This is a genomic window from Croceicoccus sp. (assembly GCF_983967925.1).
The window spans coordinates 143310-160133 of sequence record NZ_CFETID010000003.1; the positions used below are offsets into that span (position 1 = coordinate 143310).

Sequence of the window (16824 nt, forward strand, 5' to 3'; positions counted from 1 at the left end):
TGGCGACAGGAAAAATGAAGTTTTCATGGCAAAAATTCGAAGATTGCCACGGTTTTGTCGATTTTTTCCATCGCCTTCGCGGCCGTGCTTTCACAGTCTACTACCGCTATTCGAACAGGATTGTGACGCCCGTAATGGCGCCCGTCTGAACCCGAAAGGAACGATGTGAGACAATCGACCACCACGCTCGAGGTTTCGACAACCTGTCGCAGCCTGATCGAAATCACGCGCGAGGTCGTCCGCTGGGCCGCCGATCAACAGATCGATACGGGAATGCTCACCGTGTTCTGCCGCCACACCTCGGCCTCGCTGCTGATTCAGGAAAATGCGGCACGCGAGGTGCGCAGCGACATTCTCGACTGGCTGGACCGCGTCGCGCCAGAGGACGGCGGATGGGCGCATGACGATGAGGGGCCCGACGACATGCCCGCCCATCTCAAGGCGATCCTGACGGGGGTGAGCCTTTCCATTCCGGTCGTGAACGGCCATTTGGCGCTCGGCACCTGGCAGGGCATCTATCTTGCCGAGCATCGCGCAAGGCCGCATCGCAGGCAGGTCGTGCTTCACCTGATCGGCGAATGACGGCTTTTTTGCCTGTCCCCGGAAACGGCGCAACGTCCACGCGTTGCAAGGGCATCGCCTCCTTCATTGAAAGTTCCCCCAGATGACCATCTCGATCGAAGCGCATGTTGCGTTTCACTTCGACCACCCCACAGACTTCCTCCTCCAGATGGAAGCTGCCGCGATTCCCGAGCAGATCCTGACCGGCCCCGGCCTTACCATCAGCGAGAGCGAGCACACCGCACGCGTGCCCGGCGAGGAAATGATCGGCGAACGCATCTGGCTGCGCTGCCAGGGCGATTTCACCGCCGACTATGCCATCACCGCGCAGATCGATCGCACCATTGCCGACATCTCGACGCTGAACGCGCTGCCGCCGCACAAGCTGCCGGGGGAGACCGTGTCCTATCTGTTCGATTCCCGCTTTTGCGCCGCGGACCGGTTCCAGCCCTTTGTCGAGGCGGAGTTCGGCGGCACATCGGGCGGCGCGCGCATGCAGGCGATCCACGACTGGGTGGCCGAGCATTTCGCCTATGCGCCGGGCAGCAGCGACGCGACCACCACCGCCATCGACAGCTTTGTCGAGCGGCGCGGCGTGTGCCGCGATTTCGCGCATGTCGTCGTCGCGCTCGCGCGCGCTTCGTCCATCCCGGCGCGTTTCGTCAGCTGCTACGCGCCCGATGTCCAGCCACAGGACTTCCACGCCGTGGCCGAGGTGTTCCTTGCCGATCCGGGCGGCGAGGATGCGAATATCGGCAGCTGGCACCTGATCGACGCGACCGGCATGGCAACGCCTGCGGATATCGTGAAGATCGGCCTTGGCCGCGACGCCGCGGATGTCAGCTTTCTCACCTGCTATGGCATGGCCGCGCTTCAGGCCAAAAACATCAGCGTCACTCGGGGCTAACGAAAGATAATGTCACCGCCGGTCTGCGCGCCGGAAGGATCGGCGGTTGACAGCATCGCACTCGCGATTATTGCCGCGAAAAGTGCAGCCGCACGCCAGCCCCGTATCATCGCCGCCCTGCAGGAGCCTGTCCGCCATGAATTTCACCGCGAACAAGTTGCTGCTGTTCGGCGCCACCGGCGATTTGTCGCAGCGGATGCTGCTGCCCTCGCTGTGCGCATTGCATTCGGAAAAGCTGCTGCCCGAGGGCATGCAGATCATCTGCACCGCGCGGACCGAATATACCGACGACGAATTCCGCCAGTTCGCGCGCGAGGCGCTGGCCAAGTTCCTGCCCAAGGGCCGCGATCTCGAGATCGAGCCGTTCCTGCAATGCCTCAGCTATCAGGACCTCGACGCCTCGACGCCCGAAGGTTTCGATGCGCTGGCCCAGAAGGTCGGCCCAATCGGAGGCGGTGAGAAAGAAGGCCTGTCGATCTTCCTGTCGACCGCGCCCTTCCTGTTCGAGCCGACCATCAAGGGCCTGTCCGCCAATGGCCTCGCCACCGGCAACGTCCGCATCGGCCTTGAAAAGCCGCTGGGCACCGACCTCGGCACCAGTCAGGAAATCAACGACGCGGTCGCCTCGGCCTTTCCGGAAAACCGGATTTTCCGCATCGATCATTATCTGGGCAAGGAAACCGTCCAGAACCTGATGGCGCTGCGTTTTGCCAACATCATGTTCGAACCTCTGTGGAATGCGGCGCATATCGATCACGTGCAGATCTCGGTCGCCGAAACGGTCGGGCTGGAATCGCGTGTCGGCTATTACGATGGCAGCGGGGCGCTGCGCGACATGGTGCAGAACCATATGCTGCAATTGCTGGCGCTCGTCGCGATGGAGCCGCCGACCAGCTTCGACGCCACCGCGATCCGCGACGAAAAGGTCAAGGTCCTGCGCGCCCTGCGCCCCGCCCTTGCGGGCGAGACAGTGACCGGCCAGTACCGCGCCGGCGCCATCAAGGGCGAGGCCGTGCCCGGCTATGACCAGGAACTCGGCAAGGATTCGGACACCGAGACCTTCGTCGCGATCAAGGCGCATGTCGACAACTGGCGCTGGAAGGGCGTGCCGTTCTATCTGCGCACCGGCAAGCGCCTGCCGATCCGCATGACCGAGATCGTCGTCCAGTTCCGCTGCATCCCCTATTCGATCTTCGAGGGCCGCGGCGCAAAGACGGTGCCCAACCAGCTCGTTATCGGGATCCAGCCGCGCGAGAACATCCGCCTGTCGCTGATGAGCAAGGTGCCGGGGCTGGACCGCGAAGGCATTCGACTGCGCGCCACGCCACTCGACATCGCGATGCCCGATGCGTTCGCCGGTCCGCAGCGGCGCATCGCATACGAACGTCTGCTGCTCGATCTGGTGGAAGGCGACCAGACCCTGTTCGTGCGCCGCGACGAGGTTGAGGCGCAGTGGGAATGGATCGACGGCATACGCGCCAGCTGGACCGAAAATGACACCAAGCCCAAGACCTACACTGCCGGAAGCTGGGGCCCGACCGCCGCCATCGCGCTGACCGAGCGCGACGGGGTCACCTGGCACGAAGGTTAGCGCCAAGAAATCCGGTTCAACCGGCGCGAATACGAATGCGCGGCACGGGCTGCCCGGCTGCATCGGTTGAAGGAAACGCCGCCGGGGCGCAGACTGACCGAACCGCAGCGAATTTCTGCACGACGATCACAGTCCTGCTATGCTGCAATGCAATATGAAAGGGCCGATTCCCTCCCCTTCGGCCCCTGACGATCCAAGGAAGGCTCCATGGCCACTTTAAACGACCAGTTCGCCCGCGTAACCCAGCGGATCATCGACAACAGCCGCGACAGCCGCCGCCGCTATCTCGAACTGATGGAGCGCGAGGCGCAGCGGCAACCCAATCGCACGCAGCTTGCCTGCTCCAACCTTGCGCATGCGATGGCGGCCAGCGGCAATGACAAGGGTTCGATCGCGGGCGGATCGTCGCCCAATCTCGCGATCGTGACCGCCTATAACGACATGCTGTCGGCGCATCAGCCCTATGGCCGATATCCCGAGATGATGAAGCTGTACGCCCGCGAAGTCGGCGCAACGGCGCAAGTCGCGGGTGGCACGCCCGCCATGTGCGACGGGGTCACGCAGGGGCAGGACGGGATGGAACTGTCTCTGTTCAGCCGCGACACGATCGCATTGGCGACCGCGGTCGCGCTCAGCCACGAAACCTATGACGGGATGGCGCTGCTGGGCATTTGCGACAAGATCGTCCCCGGCCTGCTGATCGGCGCGCTGCGCTTTGGCCATCTGCCCTGCATATTGATCCCGTCGGGCCCGATGCCGACCGGTATCTCGAACAAGCAGAAGCAGCAGACCCGCCAGCTTTACGCCGAGGGCAAGGTCGGGCGCGAGGAATTGCTGGCAAGCGAAAGCGCGTCCTATCACTCGGCGGGCACCTGCACCTTCTATGGCACCGCCAATTCCAACCAGATGATGATGGAGATGATGGGCCTCCACATGCCCGGGGCCGCCTTCATCCCGCCCAACACGCCGCTGCGCACGCAGCTGACCCGCGCGGCGACGCATCAGCTGGCGAAAATCTCGTTGAGAGGTGAAGATCCCCGTCCGCTGGCCCGATGCGTGGACGAAAAGGCCATCGTCAATGCGATCGCAGGTTTGCTGGCGACCGGCGGCTCGACCAATCACGTCATCCATCTGCCCGCCATCGCGCGTTCGGCGGGCATCGTGATCGACTGGCAGGACATCGACGAATTGTCGCAGGTCGTGCCGCTGATCGCGCGCGTCTATCCCAACGGTTCGGGCGATGTGAACGCGTTCCACGCGGCGGGGGGCATGGGCTATGTCATTCGCGAATTGCTGGACGCGGGCCTCGCGCATGAGGATATCGCCACCGTCGGCGGCCAGTCGCTGCGCGACTATGCGGACGAGCCGGTGATGGAGGACGACAAGCTCACGTGGCGCAAGCTGCCGCCCGAAAGCGCAGACGAGACCATGCTCCGCCCGCCCGCGACCCCGTTCAAGCCCGATGGCGGCTTGCGCCTGCTGACGGGCAATCTGGGCCGCGCCACGATCAAGACCAGTGCGGTGGACGAGGATCGCTGGGTGATCGAAGCGCCCTGCCGCGTCTTCAGCACGCAGAGCGAAGTGGCCACCGCGTTCAAGGCGGGCGAGCTCGACAAGGATGTCGTGGTCGTCGTCCGCTTCCAGGGTCCGCGCGCCAATGGCATGCCCGAACTGCACAAGCTGACGCCGCCGCTGGGCGTGCTTCAGGACCGCGGGTTCAAGGTCGCGCTGGTCACCGATGGCCGCATGTCGGGCGCATCGGGCAAGGTGCCCGCCGCCATCCATTGCACGCCCGAGGCGCTGTCGCATGGCGATGAAAACCCCGGCCCGATCGCCTATCTGCGCGATGGCGATATCGTGCGCGTCGATGCGGTCAACGGAACGCTGTCGACCACAGCCGATCTTGCCAGCCGCGACCCCGCATCCCCGCCGCCGCCCGCGCTGGGCGTGGGCCGCGAATTGTTCGCGATGATGCGGCTTGGCGCGGACGAAGCCGAAAAGGGCGGTTCGGCCATGCTGGCGCTTGCCGGGCTTTAAGATCAGACCAGACAGAACAGGACATCACATGGCGAATATCCGCGAGTTCATGGAAGCTGCCCCCGTCATCCCCGTGCTGGTGGTGCAGGAAATCGAACAGGCCGTCCCGCTGGCCGAGGCGCTGGTGGCAGGCGGCCTGCCCTGTCTGGAAGTGACCCTGCGCACGCCTTGCGCGCTGGACGCGATCCGCGCGATGGCCAAGGTGCCAGGCGCGATCGTCGGCGCGGGCACGGTTCTGAACCCGAAGCAGCTGGACGCCGTGGTCGAGGCGGGCGCGCAATTCGTCGTCTCGCCGGGGTTGACCGAAAGCCTCGGCAAGGCCGCGATCGCCAATGACGTCGCCTTCCTGCCGGGCATCGCGACCAGTGCGGATATCATGCGCGGCATGGACACGGGCCTGTCGCATTTCAAGTTCTTCCCCGCTGAAGCCAATGGCGGGCTGCCCGCGCTGAAGGCACTGGCCGCGCCATTCCACGAAGCGCGCTTCTGCCCGACGGGCGGGGTGTCGGTGACGAACGCGCCTGAATATCTCGCCCATCCCTCGATCCTGTGCGTCGGCGGCAGCTGGGTGGCGCCCGGCGACGCGATGCCCGCGGACGGTCCGGTCGACAAGGCGCGGATCGAAGCGCTCGCAAAGGAAGCTGCCGCGCTGCCACGCTGACCCCGAACGAACCTGACCCAACCCCCTGATCCGGAGAACGCCATGACGCCGCAGATCGAACAGCTGAACGAGAGGCTTCAGGAACTGCATCGCCACACGCGCGAAACGCCGATCTACAACCCCGTCTTCCAGCTGGGGCTTGAGCTTTCGCGCGATCTGGAGGCGGGGCGCAAATCGCTGAAGGACATCGACGGTTTGGTCAGCGCGCTGGAGTGCGAAGGGCTCAAGGCGCGGGCGCAAAAGCTCGACCGCATGCTGTCGCCGCTTACTGCCGAGGACAATCTCGCGCCCTTCGCGATGCGTGATGAGGACGATCTGGATAGCTTTGCCGCCCGCTGGGCCGAACCGATGATGCATGTGGTCTTCACCGCGCATCCGACCTTCCTGCTGACCCCGGCGCAGACGAAGGCGGTGGCTAAATCGGCCAGCAGCGGCGACGTCGACAGCGACAGCGCCTGCGTCGCCCCGCATGAGCGGACGCAGATCACGCTGGATTCCGAACATGACGCCGCGATGGAGGCGATCAGCCGCGCGCAGGCGGCACGCGACCGGGCGGTGCGCACGATCTATCAATCCGCCCGCGACAAATGGGCGAACGACTGGAAGGGCCTGCGCCCGACGCCGGTGCGCTTTGCCACCTGGGTCGGCTATGACATGGACGGGCGCACCGATATCGGCTGGAACACCTCGATCCGTTACCGGCTCGCCGAAAAATCGGAACGCCTCGCCAGCTATGCCGCCTCGCTGGCCGGGATCGCGCCCGATCTTTCGGCAAAGCTGGTCAATGCAGGCGAATTCGCGGGCCGCATGGCCGCGCTGTTCGGCAAGGACATGTCGGACCCGGCCGCCCTGTCGCATGCGGCCAATTCGCTGACGGCGAACGATACCGACAAGCTGACCAGCCTGGCGCCGATCATCGCCGAACTGGAAAAGCGCGCCAAGGCGGAAAGCGACGACGACACCGCCATCGAACTGCTGACCGCCGCCGCCGCCATGCGCGCCGACGGGCTGGGCATGGGCTGGGTGCATTTCCGCGTCAATTCCAGCCAGTTGCAGAACGCGATCCGCCGCCGGGTCGATCCGGAATCGAAGCTCGACATCGCCAGCCAGGCCGCGCTCAACGCGATCCGTTCGGGGCTTGAGGCCATTGAGCCGCTCGACAGCAATTTCGCCGCGCTCGCGATCGAGAGCAGCACCGCGATCCGCCAGTTCCTCGCGATGCAGCAGATCCTGCGCCACATCGACGCGGATGCGCCGATCCGCATGCTGATCGCCGAATGCGAACAGCCGCAGACGGTGCTGGCCGCGCTGTATTTCGCCAGGTTGTTCGGGGTCGAGGACAAGATCGACGTGTCCCCCCTGTTCGAGACGGAGACCGCGCTGGAGCATGGCGGCCGTTTCCTCGACGCTTTGCTGGCCGAGGATACCTTCCGCGACTATGCGAAGAAGCGCGGGCGCATCGCGATCCAGACGGGTTTTTCCGATGCGGGCCGTTTCGTCGGGCAGATCCCGGCTGCGCTTGCCATCGAACGGCTGCAAGGACGGCTGGCCGAAGCGATGGAGGCGAACGAGCTGACCGATGTCGCTGCCCTGATCTTCAACACCCATGGCGAAAGCATGGGCCGCGGCGCGCACCCCGTGTCGATGAAGGATCGCCTCGAATGGCCGCTGTCGCCTTGGGCGCGCCGCCGGTTCGCGCGGCGCAATATCCGGCTGGAGCCCGAAGTCAGCTTCCAGGGCGGCGACGGCTATCTGTGGTTCGGCACGCCCGAACTCGCGCTGGCGACGCTGGGTAATATCGCGAAAAACCCTCCGCGCGAGGCCGACCCCGATGCGCCGACCGACATGTTCTATCGTCGCACCGACCTCAGCCTCGACTTCTATCGTGCAATCCGGCGGGTGCAGCACATGCATCTGGTGTCCGACACCTATAGCCGCGCGATCACTGCATTCGGCCTCGGCCTGCTGAACGACACCGGCAGCCGCCGCTCGCGCCGCCAGTCGGACCTCAATGCCGACCGCAAGATGAGCCTGCGCCAGATCCGCGCGATCCCGCACAATGCGGTGCTGCAGCAGCTGGGCTATCCGGTTAACGTGATCGCGGGGTTCGGCACCGCGGCCGACACAAACCGCGAGGAAATCGCCAACCTCCTCGTCGAAAGCGAGCGCGGCAAGCAGATGCTCCGCCTGCTGCGCAGCGCCGACGCGCTGGCGAGCATCAAGACGGTGGCCGCCTATGGCGAGCTGTTCAATTCGGCCTATTGGGCCAGCCGCCCCTATCGCGGGACCGAGGAACATCTGACCGACGCCTGCCTGACTTTGGCCGAATATCTGACCAAGGACGACCGCGCGGGCGTGTTCCGCCGGCTCGCCAGCCGCCTGCGCGTCGATGCGCTGCACCTGCACCGCCTGCTCGATGCCATTCCGGGCGGGCGGGATGGATGGGGCATGCCGATCCCCGACCGCGAGGAAAAGCGCCGCTCGATCGGCATGCTACAGGCGCTTCGCCTTGCGCTGCTGCAGCATATGTTCCTGCGGATCGTGCAGGTCCCCGTCTTCTCGCGTTCGAACGACATCAGCCGCGAGGATGTGATGGAGATGGTCTTCACCCTGCGGATCGACGATGCGCTGGCACAGCTGAGGCGGGCATTCCCGACCAATTTCCCCAGCATCGACGATTATGCCATCGACGAGCCCAGCGATTATCCCGACGGCGGCGACCGGGGATACGAGTCGATCCGGCGCGATTACATCGAACCCATCGAACAGGCCTATGCGCTGGTGCTGCGCATCTCCACCGCCATCGCCAACGAGTTCGGGGCGCATGGCTGACGAACGGGCGTAATGCACGGGACGCAATCGAGGGAAACGATTGAATCCCGTGCCCGCCCGTGCAAAGGCCCGCGCATTATGGTCGACCCGCTGAACCCCGACGACAAGGCGCTTCTCGCCAAGGCAAAGACCCTCGTGACGGCATTGCCGTTCATGAAGCGATATGCCGGTCGCACCTTCGTGATCAAATATGGCGGCCATGCCATGGGCGACCCGGAAGCTGCGCGCGAATTCGCCGAGGATGTCGTGCTGCTGGGCGCGGTGGGCATCAACGTGGTGGTCGTCCACGGCGGCGGCCCGCAGATCGGCGCCATGCTGAAAAAGCTGGGCGTCGAATCGAGCTTTGTCGACGGGCTGCGCGTCACCGACAAGCAGACCGCCGAGATTGCCGAAATGGTCCTGTCGGGCGCGATCAACAAGGAGCTGGTCGGCTGGGTCAACAAGGCGGGCGGGCGCGCCGTCGGCATTTCGGGCAAGGACGGCAACATGGTCACCGCCCGCAAGGTCGAACGCACCCGCAAGATCGAAGGCAGCGCCATCGAGGAAGCGGTGGACCTAGGCTTTGTGGGAGAGCCCGAGCATGTCGACACCCGCATTATCGAGACTTCGGTCGCATCGGGCCTGATCCCCGTAATCGCGCCCATCGGGGCGGACAGGGACGGCCAGACCTATAACATCAACGCCGACACCATGGCGGGCGCGGTGGCCGCGGCGATGGGCGCGGCGCGCCTGCTGCTGCTGACCGACGTGCCGGGGGTGCTCGACAAGCAGGGGGGCCTGCTGACCGACCTGTTCCCCGACGACGTCGAAAAGCTGGTCGAGGACGGCACCATCACCGGCGGCATGATCCCAAAGCTGGAAACCTGCGTGCAGGCGGTGGAGGCAGGCTGCGAAGCCGCGGTGGTCCTCGACGGCCGCGTGCCGCACGCCATGCTGATCGAGATCTTTACCGAACGCGGCGCTGGCACCATCGTGCGGAGCCGCTGATGAAGGCATGGATCGCCCTTCCATTCCCCCTCCTCGCCCCGGCCCTGTTGCTTGCGGGCTGCGGCGAGACGGATGAACCTGCGCCCAAGGATGACATGGCGGAGCAGGCGGAGCCGGTGGCCGAGCCGCAGCCCGTCGACTTGCCCCCGCCGCCGCCGCAGCCCGAGTTCACGATGATCCTGCCCGGCCCGGACCAGAAGAATCCGCAATCGCTGCTCTCCTTCTGGAAAGGCGCGGTCGAGGCAGGCGACACCGATGCCGCGCGCCGCGCATGGCGCAAGGAAGTGCGCACCGGCGGCACCGCGCCGCGCTGGGCCAATATGGATCATATCCGCGTGACTCTGCAGGACGGACAGATGGAAGGCGCGGCGGGGTCGCTCTATTACACCGTCCCCATCGCGCTCGTCGGCACCTCGATCGACGAGACCGAGGTCGAGCTGAAGGGCGAGATGACGCTGCGCCGCGCCAATGACGTCCCCGGCGCCAGCCCGGACGAGCTGAGCTGGCGGATCGAAAGCGTCAACTGGGAAGGCTGAGCAGCGCTTCCCTGCCAACTCACCCTTTCCCGTCCGCCGCCCCCAGCCGATATGCCGCGCCGCTTGCCCTCGCTCGCCCCTCTCGGCTAGACGAGGCATTCCCTCAAATTTCCCGGCCCAAGGACCAAAAGCCATTACCGTTTTCCTGGCCCTCCTGATCCAGATCCTCAGCTATCTGGTCGATATCATCGTCGTGCTGGTCATCGTCCAGTTCGTGCTGTCGCTGCTGATCGCGTTCAACGTGGTCAACATGCACAACCAGTTCGTCTCGGCCATTTACACCGCGCTGAACGCCTTGCTGGAACCGATGCTCAAGCCGATCCGCAAGATTATGCCCAATACGGGTGCGATCGATTTCTCGCCGCTGGTGCTGATCGTCGGGCTCAACGTGCTGATCATGATCCTGAACGCGGTCTATCGTTCGGCGGTGGTATACTAATATGGCCGACATCATCGACGGAAAGGCATTCGCCGCCCGTCTGCGCGGCGAAGTGGCCGAGGGCGTTGCCGCCTTCCGCGCCAAGTCCGGCCGCGCGCCCGGGCTTGCCGTGGTGCTGGTGGGCGAAGACCCGGCCAGCGCGGTCTATGTGCGGTCCAAGCACAAGGCCTGCGTCGCCGCGGGGATGGAAAGTTTCGAACACCGCCTGCCTGCCGACACGGCAGAGGCCGCGTTGCTGGCGCTGATCGAACAGCTCAACGCCGATCCGGCGGTCGACGGCATCCTTGTGCAATTGCCGCTGCCGAAACACATCGATGAAATGAAGGTGATCGAAGCGATCGACCCCGACAAGGATGTCGACGGCTTCACCATCGGCAGCGCGGGCCGGTTGGCGACGGGGCAGGACGGGTTCGTACCCTGCACGCCGCTGGGCTGCCTGATGCTGCTGAGGGACCGGCTGGGCGATCTGTCGGGCAAGAGCGCGGTGATCATTGGCCGCTCCAACATCGTCGGCAAGCCGATGGCGATGCTGCTGCTGCGCGAAAGCTGCACCGTGACCATCGCGCACAGCCGGACGGAGGACCTGCCGTCGGTGGTGCGCGGCGCCGATATCGTGGTCGCCGCCGTGGGCCGCCCGGAAATGGTCAAGGGCGACTGGCTGAAGCCCGGCGCAACCGTGATCGACGTCGGCATCAACCGCGTCGCCGCGGCAGAGGAAGGCAAGACGAAGCTGGTCGGCGACGTCGATTTTGCCGAGGCGATGGAAACGGCATCCGCCGTGACGCCCGTCCCCGGCGGAGTTGGGCCGATGACCATCGCCTGCCTGCTGCACAACACGCTGGCAGCGGCCGAAAGGCGCGAGACAATTGGCTGAAGTGCGGACATGGCTGCGCGGCGGGCTGATGATGGCGGCCGCGCTGATGCTGCCCGCGTGCAGCGGCTCGGGCGGCGGAAGGCCGGGTTATCCCGGCTATGGCCGTTCGCTGCAGCCGATCGCGCAGCCCGGCCAGATCGTGGCCGCCGAGATCGCGTTCGCCCAGCGCGCGCGCGAAAAAGGGCAATGGAGCGCGTTTCGCGAATATGCCGCGGATGACGCGATCATGTTCGTCCCGCAGGTCGTCAATGCGCAGCAATGGCTGAAGGGCCGGACCGATCCGCCGGAGTCCGTCCGCTGGCAACCGCATGAAATCTGGTCGAGCTGCGACGGTTCGCTCTCGGTCAGCTATGGCGCGTGGCAGCAGCCCGATAACACGACCGGCTGGTTCACCACCGCGTGGGTCCGGCAGGACGACGGCAGCTATCGCTGGGTGATGGACCAGGGCGACGATGCGGCCGAACCCATCGCGGCGCCCGACATCATCGCCACCCATGTGGCACCGTGCGAAGGCCGCGAAAAGCCGCGCGCCATGCAGCCCCCCGCCCATTCCGACGCGCCCTATGGCGTCAGCCGCGACGGCACCTTGCGCTGGGACGTGCTGGTCGCGGACGATTGCGCCCGCACTATCAATATCCGCATGAAACAGGACGGCGATTGGGGCGATCCCGTCTTCACCCGCAATATCGCCGCAGCGGGCGGGGAAAGCTGCGCGGCCTGACATGTTCGAACTTTTCGCCTCTGCCTTCGCGACGCTGTTCGTCGTTATCGATCCGCCCGGATGCGCGCCGATCTATTACGGCCTCACCAGCGAGATGCCCGCGTCCGAACGCCGTGCGCAGGCGATCCGTGCCACCGTCATCGCCAGCGCCATATTGCTGGTGTTCGCCATGTTCGGCGAGCAATTGCTGAATGCGCTTCACATCGAACTCGACGCGTTTCGCATCGCGGGCGGCATCATGCTTTTCCTGATCGCGCTGGAAATGGTGTTCGAAAAGCGGACCGAGCGGCGCCATGAACGCGCCGACATGGTCAAGGCCACGCCCGAGATCGAGGATGTGTCCGTCTTCCCGATGGCGATGCCGATGCTGGCGGGCCCCGGCGCGATCGCCTCGATCATGCTGCTGATGGCGCGGGCCGAGGGGATCGAACAGACGTTTGTGATCCTGGGCGCGCTAGCCACCGTGATGTTGCTGACCCTGGGCGCGTTGCTGGCCTCCGCTCCGCTGATGAAGCTGCTGGGTCAACAGTTCGAGGCGGTCATTACCCGCCTGCTCGGCGTCTTGCTGGCTGCGCTGGCGGCGCAGTTCGTGATCAACGGGATTGAGGGAAGCCTCGGCGTCTAGTCAGGCGCCTATTGCAGCGTCACCGAATCGTCGTCGCCATGACGACCGAAAAACTGCATCAGTTGTACGAGCAAGTTGCAGCGCTCGCCCAGCGTGCCGGTTTCCAGCAAGGCCTGCTTGGCCGCCGCGTCGAAGGGCGCGACCTGCGCCACCCCGTTGATCAGCGACATGTCGTCAAGGCGTGAGACCTGCTCCCAGTCCACGGAATAGCCCTGAGCATCGGCGAAGGTCTTGGCCTCTTCCTCGAACGCGGCCCTTTCGACGGGAAGCAGGGCAACCTCGTCATTATCCGCAAGCAACTCGGCGCGGACCTGCCTGAACGGCGTGTCCACCTCCATCTCGCGGATCACGCGAAAACGGCTGACCCCGTCGAGCACCACGTTGAACCGCCCGTCCTCCAGCGCCTCGACCTCGCCAATGCGGCCAAGGCAGCCGACGTCGAACAGCGGCGCGCCTTCCGCGGGGCGCTGCGGCTGGATCATGCCGATCATGCGGTCGCGCGCCAGCGAATCCTCGATCAACGCGCGGTAGCGCGGCTCGAACACATGCAGCGGCAATTGCAGGCCCGGAAACAGGATAGCGCCTGAAAGCGGGAAGATCGAGATTCGCGTGGTTTCGAGGCCTGATCCCATGTCCTGTCCGCCGATCATCCGAACAGCAGCAGCGACAGACGGCGGCGGGTGGAGGCGACCCATGGATCGTCCAGCCCGACCGCCTCGAACATCTGCAGCAGCTTGGCCTTGGCCGCGCCCTCGTTCCATGCGGGATCGCTCTCGATCATCTTGAGCAGCGTATCGGCGGCATCGTCGCGCGAACCGGCCGCAAACGCCGCCTGCGCGAATTCGAACTGGGCGTCCATGTCGGCGGGGCGTTCCGCCGCGGCCTTGCGCAGCGCGTCCAGAGCGGCATCGTCGGGCCGGTTCTTCGCCAGCTCGATCGCGGCCTTGGCGCTTTCGATGGCGGGATCGCCTGCCAGTTCGGGCGGCATTTCGGCCAGTGCCGCTTCCGCCTCGGCCACATGGCCAGTCGCGACCATCGCCTGCAGCAGGCCGGCATTGGCCGCCGCATTGTCGGGATCCATCTGCACGATCTGGGCAAAGATCCCCATCGCACGCTCCCCGTCACCACTCGCCAGCACTTCCTCGCCCATGGCGATCAGCGGGGCGATGTCCTGCTTGTCCTCTTCGCCGTCGGCGGCCTGCGGCTGCACGGGAAGCTGGCTGAGGATCTGGTCCAGCGCCTGCTTGAGCTGTCCTTCGCTGCGCGCACTGGTCAGATCGGCGACCGGCTGCCCCTGGAACATCGCATAGACTGTGGGGATGGAGCGCACCTGGAACTGGGCGGCGATGAACTTTTCCTCGTCCACATTGACCTTGGCCAGCACCACGCCCTTGTCGGCATAATCAGCGGCCACCTTCTCAAGCGTGGGGGTCAGCGCCTTGCACGGCCCGCACCACTCCGCCCAGAAGTCGAGGATCACGAGGCTCTTCATCGAGGGCTCGACGACCTGCTCGCGGAAACGCTCCACGGCCTTTTGCTCGTCGAGGTTCAGACCCATGCTCGCCAAAGGTGATTCTCCTGAAAAATATCTGTCATCCGCCGGGCGTCCGTCCGCCCCGCGCTCTTGATTGCGGTGAGGGTAATGTGGGACGGTTCGCGCGTTTTTCCAAGGGTTCGCGATATGCCCGCCCCCGGCAGGGCGGCGCCGTGCCCGATAATCTTTGCCGAAATCCGCAATATGCGAATTTTCCGGTTGCGGCCCCCCATACCCCATGCTAACGGCGCGCCTCACCCTGATCGGAAGGGCCTTCCACCCACCGATTGCAGGCGTTCAGAGCGGGCGTAGCTCAGGGGTAGAGCACAACCTTGCCAAGGTTGGGGTCGAGGGTTCGAATCCCTTCGCCCGCTCCATCTGCCTCATTCAAGGCAGAACGTAACCATCGCAGATTCGCCTTGCATTAGGCATATCGACCACGGCAGACGGCTGGGCCAAACAGCGCGGCTATTGATCTTGTCATCGATGAGACTTCGCTGGGACAGGCGATCAGAAGCCTTATCATCGCGCATCCCGACATGAATGCACTGGCCTTCGGCTTTGCGCCCGCCTGCGCACATCAGGATCGATAAGCGGTGGCCGTGGGGCAGCGGGATCGAGTGAAGCCTCGCCACAGTCAGAAGCCTTGGCAGACCGTCATCGCGTTCATCCCTCAATGATAGCGCAGGCATGGCTCCCAGCGTATTCGGCATGACATGCTGTGCGCCAGGGCATGGAGCGAAGAGGATAGAACCGCCTGCAGCGAACTTGACTTTGGGGGGCAACGAACCGCAAGCCTCCGCAGATGACACTTCCAGACTTTTTGGTGATCGGGGCACAAAAGGCAGGCTCGACCTGGATTTACGACACCCTGAAACAACATCCCCAGGTCTTCATGCCGGCGAAGGCAGAGCTACGATTCTTCAATCGACCGAACTGCACCGATCCTTCCAAGGTGGCCGAATACGCGCGAAACTTCGAGGGGGCTGAGCGTTTCGACCGTGTCGGAGAAAACACACCCGGATATTTCTGGACGACGGATCCAAAGCGTTCGACCAAACAGCCCCCTCACGGCTACAATGCCGACATCCCCGGCTCTGTCGTCAACGTACTTGGTGACAGCGTCGATGTGATCGTTTCCCTTCGCCACCCCGTCTGGCGCGCGATCTCCGCATTTGGACATCATTCATCACTCGGCCGCGTTGCACCCCATGAAACGCTAATCGACAGCGTGGGTATGAACGGCATTCTCGACATGGGGCACTATGGCGCGCACCTCGCTGCCTGGCGCCGGGCAATAGATCCGGAACGCATCAAGGTACTGGTGTACGAGGATGACATCGTAGCCCAGCCGGAGCGAGGATTCGTCGAAACGTGTCGGTTTTTGAAAATCGATACTTCCGTCAGGCCAAAGGGCATGCGCAATGCCGCCAATCAAATTGCCGTGACCGAGTTGAGGCTAGACGGGATGCGCGTAGGTCAACACCCCCAGCTGCTCGGACCCGCCGACATCCGATTTCTTCTCGATACCTACAAGGACGACATTGCGCAAACCGAAGAGTTCCTCGGACGAACGCTTGCCAAGTGGCACGAGGAGACCGCGCGGCTGCAAAAGTGGTGTGACGACGCGAGAGTCGTGCGCCCTACGCTGCCGAACACGCAGCATGCACAGCCCAAGGGCAAAACGGATCCTGCGGTCGCACGCAATCGCGCTTTCCGTCAGGCCGGGCTGGACGCGTCACTCGCCACCACCAACCGGATCGATGAGCAGTTCCGGTTCGAACCCCCCGCCCGACCATCGGGCCTCATCATGCATCGCAACTGTGAGCTCGGCGCATTCTCCTATGGCGTCGATGGCCATGTCTACAGCACCCGGATAGGCCGTTATTGCTCAATAGCTCGCGGTGCGAACATAGGGCAATCCGATCACCCCTTGAACTGGATGTCCACCAGCCCCTTCCAATTTCAAGGAGGCTTCAAGTTCAACGTCGGTGACGGCTTCGCGCATCGTGCGGATTACATGGCGGCCAAGCCTGACAGGGCGCATGGCGACCTTGCGCGAGAGCTGGTGACTCGAGTGACGAAAATCGGCCACGACGTATGGATCGGACATGGCGCGACGATCGTCGCCGGGGTCGATGTCGGCCATGGCGCGGTGATCGCCGCAGGTGCCGTTGTGACAAAGGACGTGCCATCTTATGCGATCGTCGGTGGCGTGCCGGCACGGGTCATCGGATACCGCCACGACGAGCAAACGCGGGAACGCCTCCTTTTATGCGCCTGGTGGCGCTTCGCAATCTGGCAACTGCAGGGCGTGCCGTTCCCTGATGTCAACGACGCCATCGATGAGGTAGAGCGAAGGGTCTCCGAAGGAATGCATCCCTACGAGCCAGGCTGGGTAGAGGTTGGACCGGACGGGCCGAAGCTTGGGTGACAAGCGCTGTCGAAGGCTCCTTTCCCCTAGCATGCGCGAACAAAGCCCGCCGCGCATCGGCGACAGGCCCGCACGTCTTTTCCGT

The 16824-nt window shown here is 64.5% G+C and carries 15 protein-coding genes and 1 tRNA gene; 14 read left to right on the top strand and 2 right to left on the bottom strand.

The features are described from left to right. Positions 1-165: 165 nt before the first annotated feature. The 12 genes from AC4FIJ_RS03055 to AC4FIJ_RS03110 all read left to right on the top strand — a co-directional run bounded on the left by AC4FIJ_RS03055 (position 166) and on the right by AC4FIJ_RS03110 (position 12771). Positions 166-582 (top strand): secondary thiamine-phosphate synthase enzyme YjbQ, encoded by a 417-nt coding sequence (locus AC4FIJ_RS03055; protein WP_490335241.1) that lies wholly within the window; start codon positions 166-168, stop codon positions 580-582. An 82-nt stretch (positions 583-664) separates the two neighbouring features. Continuing rightward, positions 665-1468: a transglutaminase-like domain-containing protein gene (locus tag AC4FIJ_RS03060; protein WP_490335242.1), complete on the top strand. Its 804-nt coding sequence runs from the start codon at positions 665-667 to the stop codon at positions 1466-1468. A 136-nt stretch (positions 1469-1604) separates the two neighbouring features. Next, positions 1605-3059 (top strand): glucose-6-phosphate dehydrogenase, encoded by a 1455-nt coding sequence (gene zwf / locus AC4FIJ_RS03065; RefSeq protein WP_490335243.1) that lies wholly within the window; start codon positions 1605-1607, stop codon positions 3057-3059. 207 nt (positions 3060-3266) lie between these two features. Next, positions 3267-5096, top strand: a complete 1830-nt coding sequence (gene edd / locus AC4FIJ_RS03070; RefSeq protein WP_490335244.1) for a phosphogluconate dehydratase — start codon at positions 3267-3269, stop codon at positions 5094-5096. A 28-nt stretch (positions 5097-5124) separates the two neighbouring features. Then, a complete protein-coding gene (gene eda, locus AC4FIJ_RS03075; RefSeq protein ID WP_490335245.1) occupies positions 5125-5757 on the top strand; it encodes a bifunctional 4-hydroxy-2-oxoglutarate aldolase/2-dehydro-3-deoxy-phosphogluconate aldolase in 633 nt (210 codons plus the stop codon). 42 nt (positions 5758-5799) lie between these two features. After that, complete coding sequence (locus AC4FIJ_RS03080; RefSeq protein ID WP_490335246.1) at positions 5800-8589, top strand: phosphoenolpyruvate carboxylase; 2790 nt, start codon at positions 5800-5802, stop codon at positions 8587-8589. Positions 8590-8667: 78 nt separating this feature from the next. Continuing rightward, a complete protein-coding gene (gene argB / locus AC4FIJ_RS03085; protein ID WP_490335247.1) occupies positions 8668-9576 on the top strand; it encodes an acetylglutamate kinase in 909 nt (302 codons plus the stop codon). Then, complete coding sequence (locus AC4FIJ_RS03090; RefSeq protein WP_490335248.1) at positions 9576-10112, top strand: hypothetical protein; 537 nt, start codon at positions 9576-9578, stop codon at positions 10110-10112. Before argB ends, AC4FIJ_RS03090 begins: the two co-directional genes overlap by 1 nt. A gap of 133 nt (positions 10113-10245) precedes the next feature. Next, the gene (locus tag AC4FIJ_RS03095; RefSeq protein ID WP_490335291.1) at positions 10246-10551 is read left to right on the top strand and encodes a YggT family protein; all 306 of its coding nucleotides are present in this window, start codon (positions 10246-10248) and stop codon (positions 10549-10551) included. A gap of 1 nt (position 10552) precedes the next feature. Next, positions 10553-11425, top strand: coding sequence for a bifunctional methylenetetrahydrofolate dehydrogenase/methenyltetrahydrofolate cyclohydrolase FolD (gene folD, locus AC4FIJ_RS03100; RefSeq protein WP_490335249.1), 873 nt, complete (start codon positions 10553-10555; stop codon positions 11423-11425). Continuing rightward, positions 11418-12146: a hypothetical protein gene (locus AC4FIJ_RS03105; RefSeq protein WP_490335250.1), complete on the top strand. Its 729-nt coding sequence runs from the start codon at positions 11418-11420 to the stop codon at positions 12144-12146. The genes folD and AC4FIJ_RS03105 overlap by 8 nt, the downstream gene beginning before the upstream one ends. A gap of 1 nt (position 12147) precedes the next feature. Next, positions 12148-12771: a MarC family protein gene (locus tag AC4FIJ_RS03110; RefSeq protein ID WP_490335251.1), complete on the top strand. Its 624-nt coding sequence runs from the start codon at positions 12148-12150 to the stop codon at positions 12769-12771. An 8-nt stretch (positions 12772-12779) separates the two neighbouring features. Here the strand turns inward: AC4FIJ_RS03110 and AC4FIJ_RS03115 are convergent, their stop codons facing one another. Together AC4FIJ_RS03115 and AC4FIJ_RS03120 are read right to left on the bottom strand one after the other, a co-directional pair. Beyond that, the gene (locus AC4FIJ_RS03115) at positions 12780-13403 is read right to left on the bottom strand and encodes an LON peptidase substrate-binding domain-containing protein (protein ID WP_490335252.1); all 624 of its coding nucleotides are present in this window, start codon (positions 13401-13403) and stop codon (positions 12780-12782) included. Positions 13404-13417: 14 nt separating this feature from the next. Continuing rightward, positions 13418-14329, bottom strand: coding sequence for a tetratricopeptide repeat protein (locus AC4FIJ_RS03120; RefSeq protein WP_490335292.1), 912 nt, complete (start codon positions 14327-14329; stop codon positions 13418-13420). 278 nt (positions 14330-14607) lie between these two features. Between AC4FIJ_RS03120 and AC4FIJ_RS03125 the strand changes: the two genes are divergently transcribed. Beyond that, positions 14608-14682 (top strand) — tRNA-Gly (locus AC4FIJ_RS03125). 428 nt (positions 14683-15110) lie between these two features. Beyond that, positions 15111-16739 carry a sulfotransferase domain-containing protein gene (locus AC4FIJ_RS03130; RefSeq protein WP_490335253.1) on the top strand — a complete coding sequence of 543 codons (1629 nt, stop codon included), beginning with the start codon at positions 15111-15113 and terminating at the stop codon, positions 16737-16739. Positions 16740-16824: the final 85 nt, after the last annotated feature.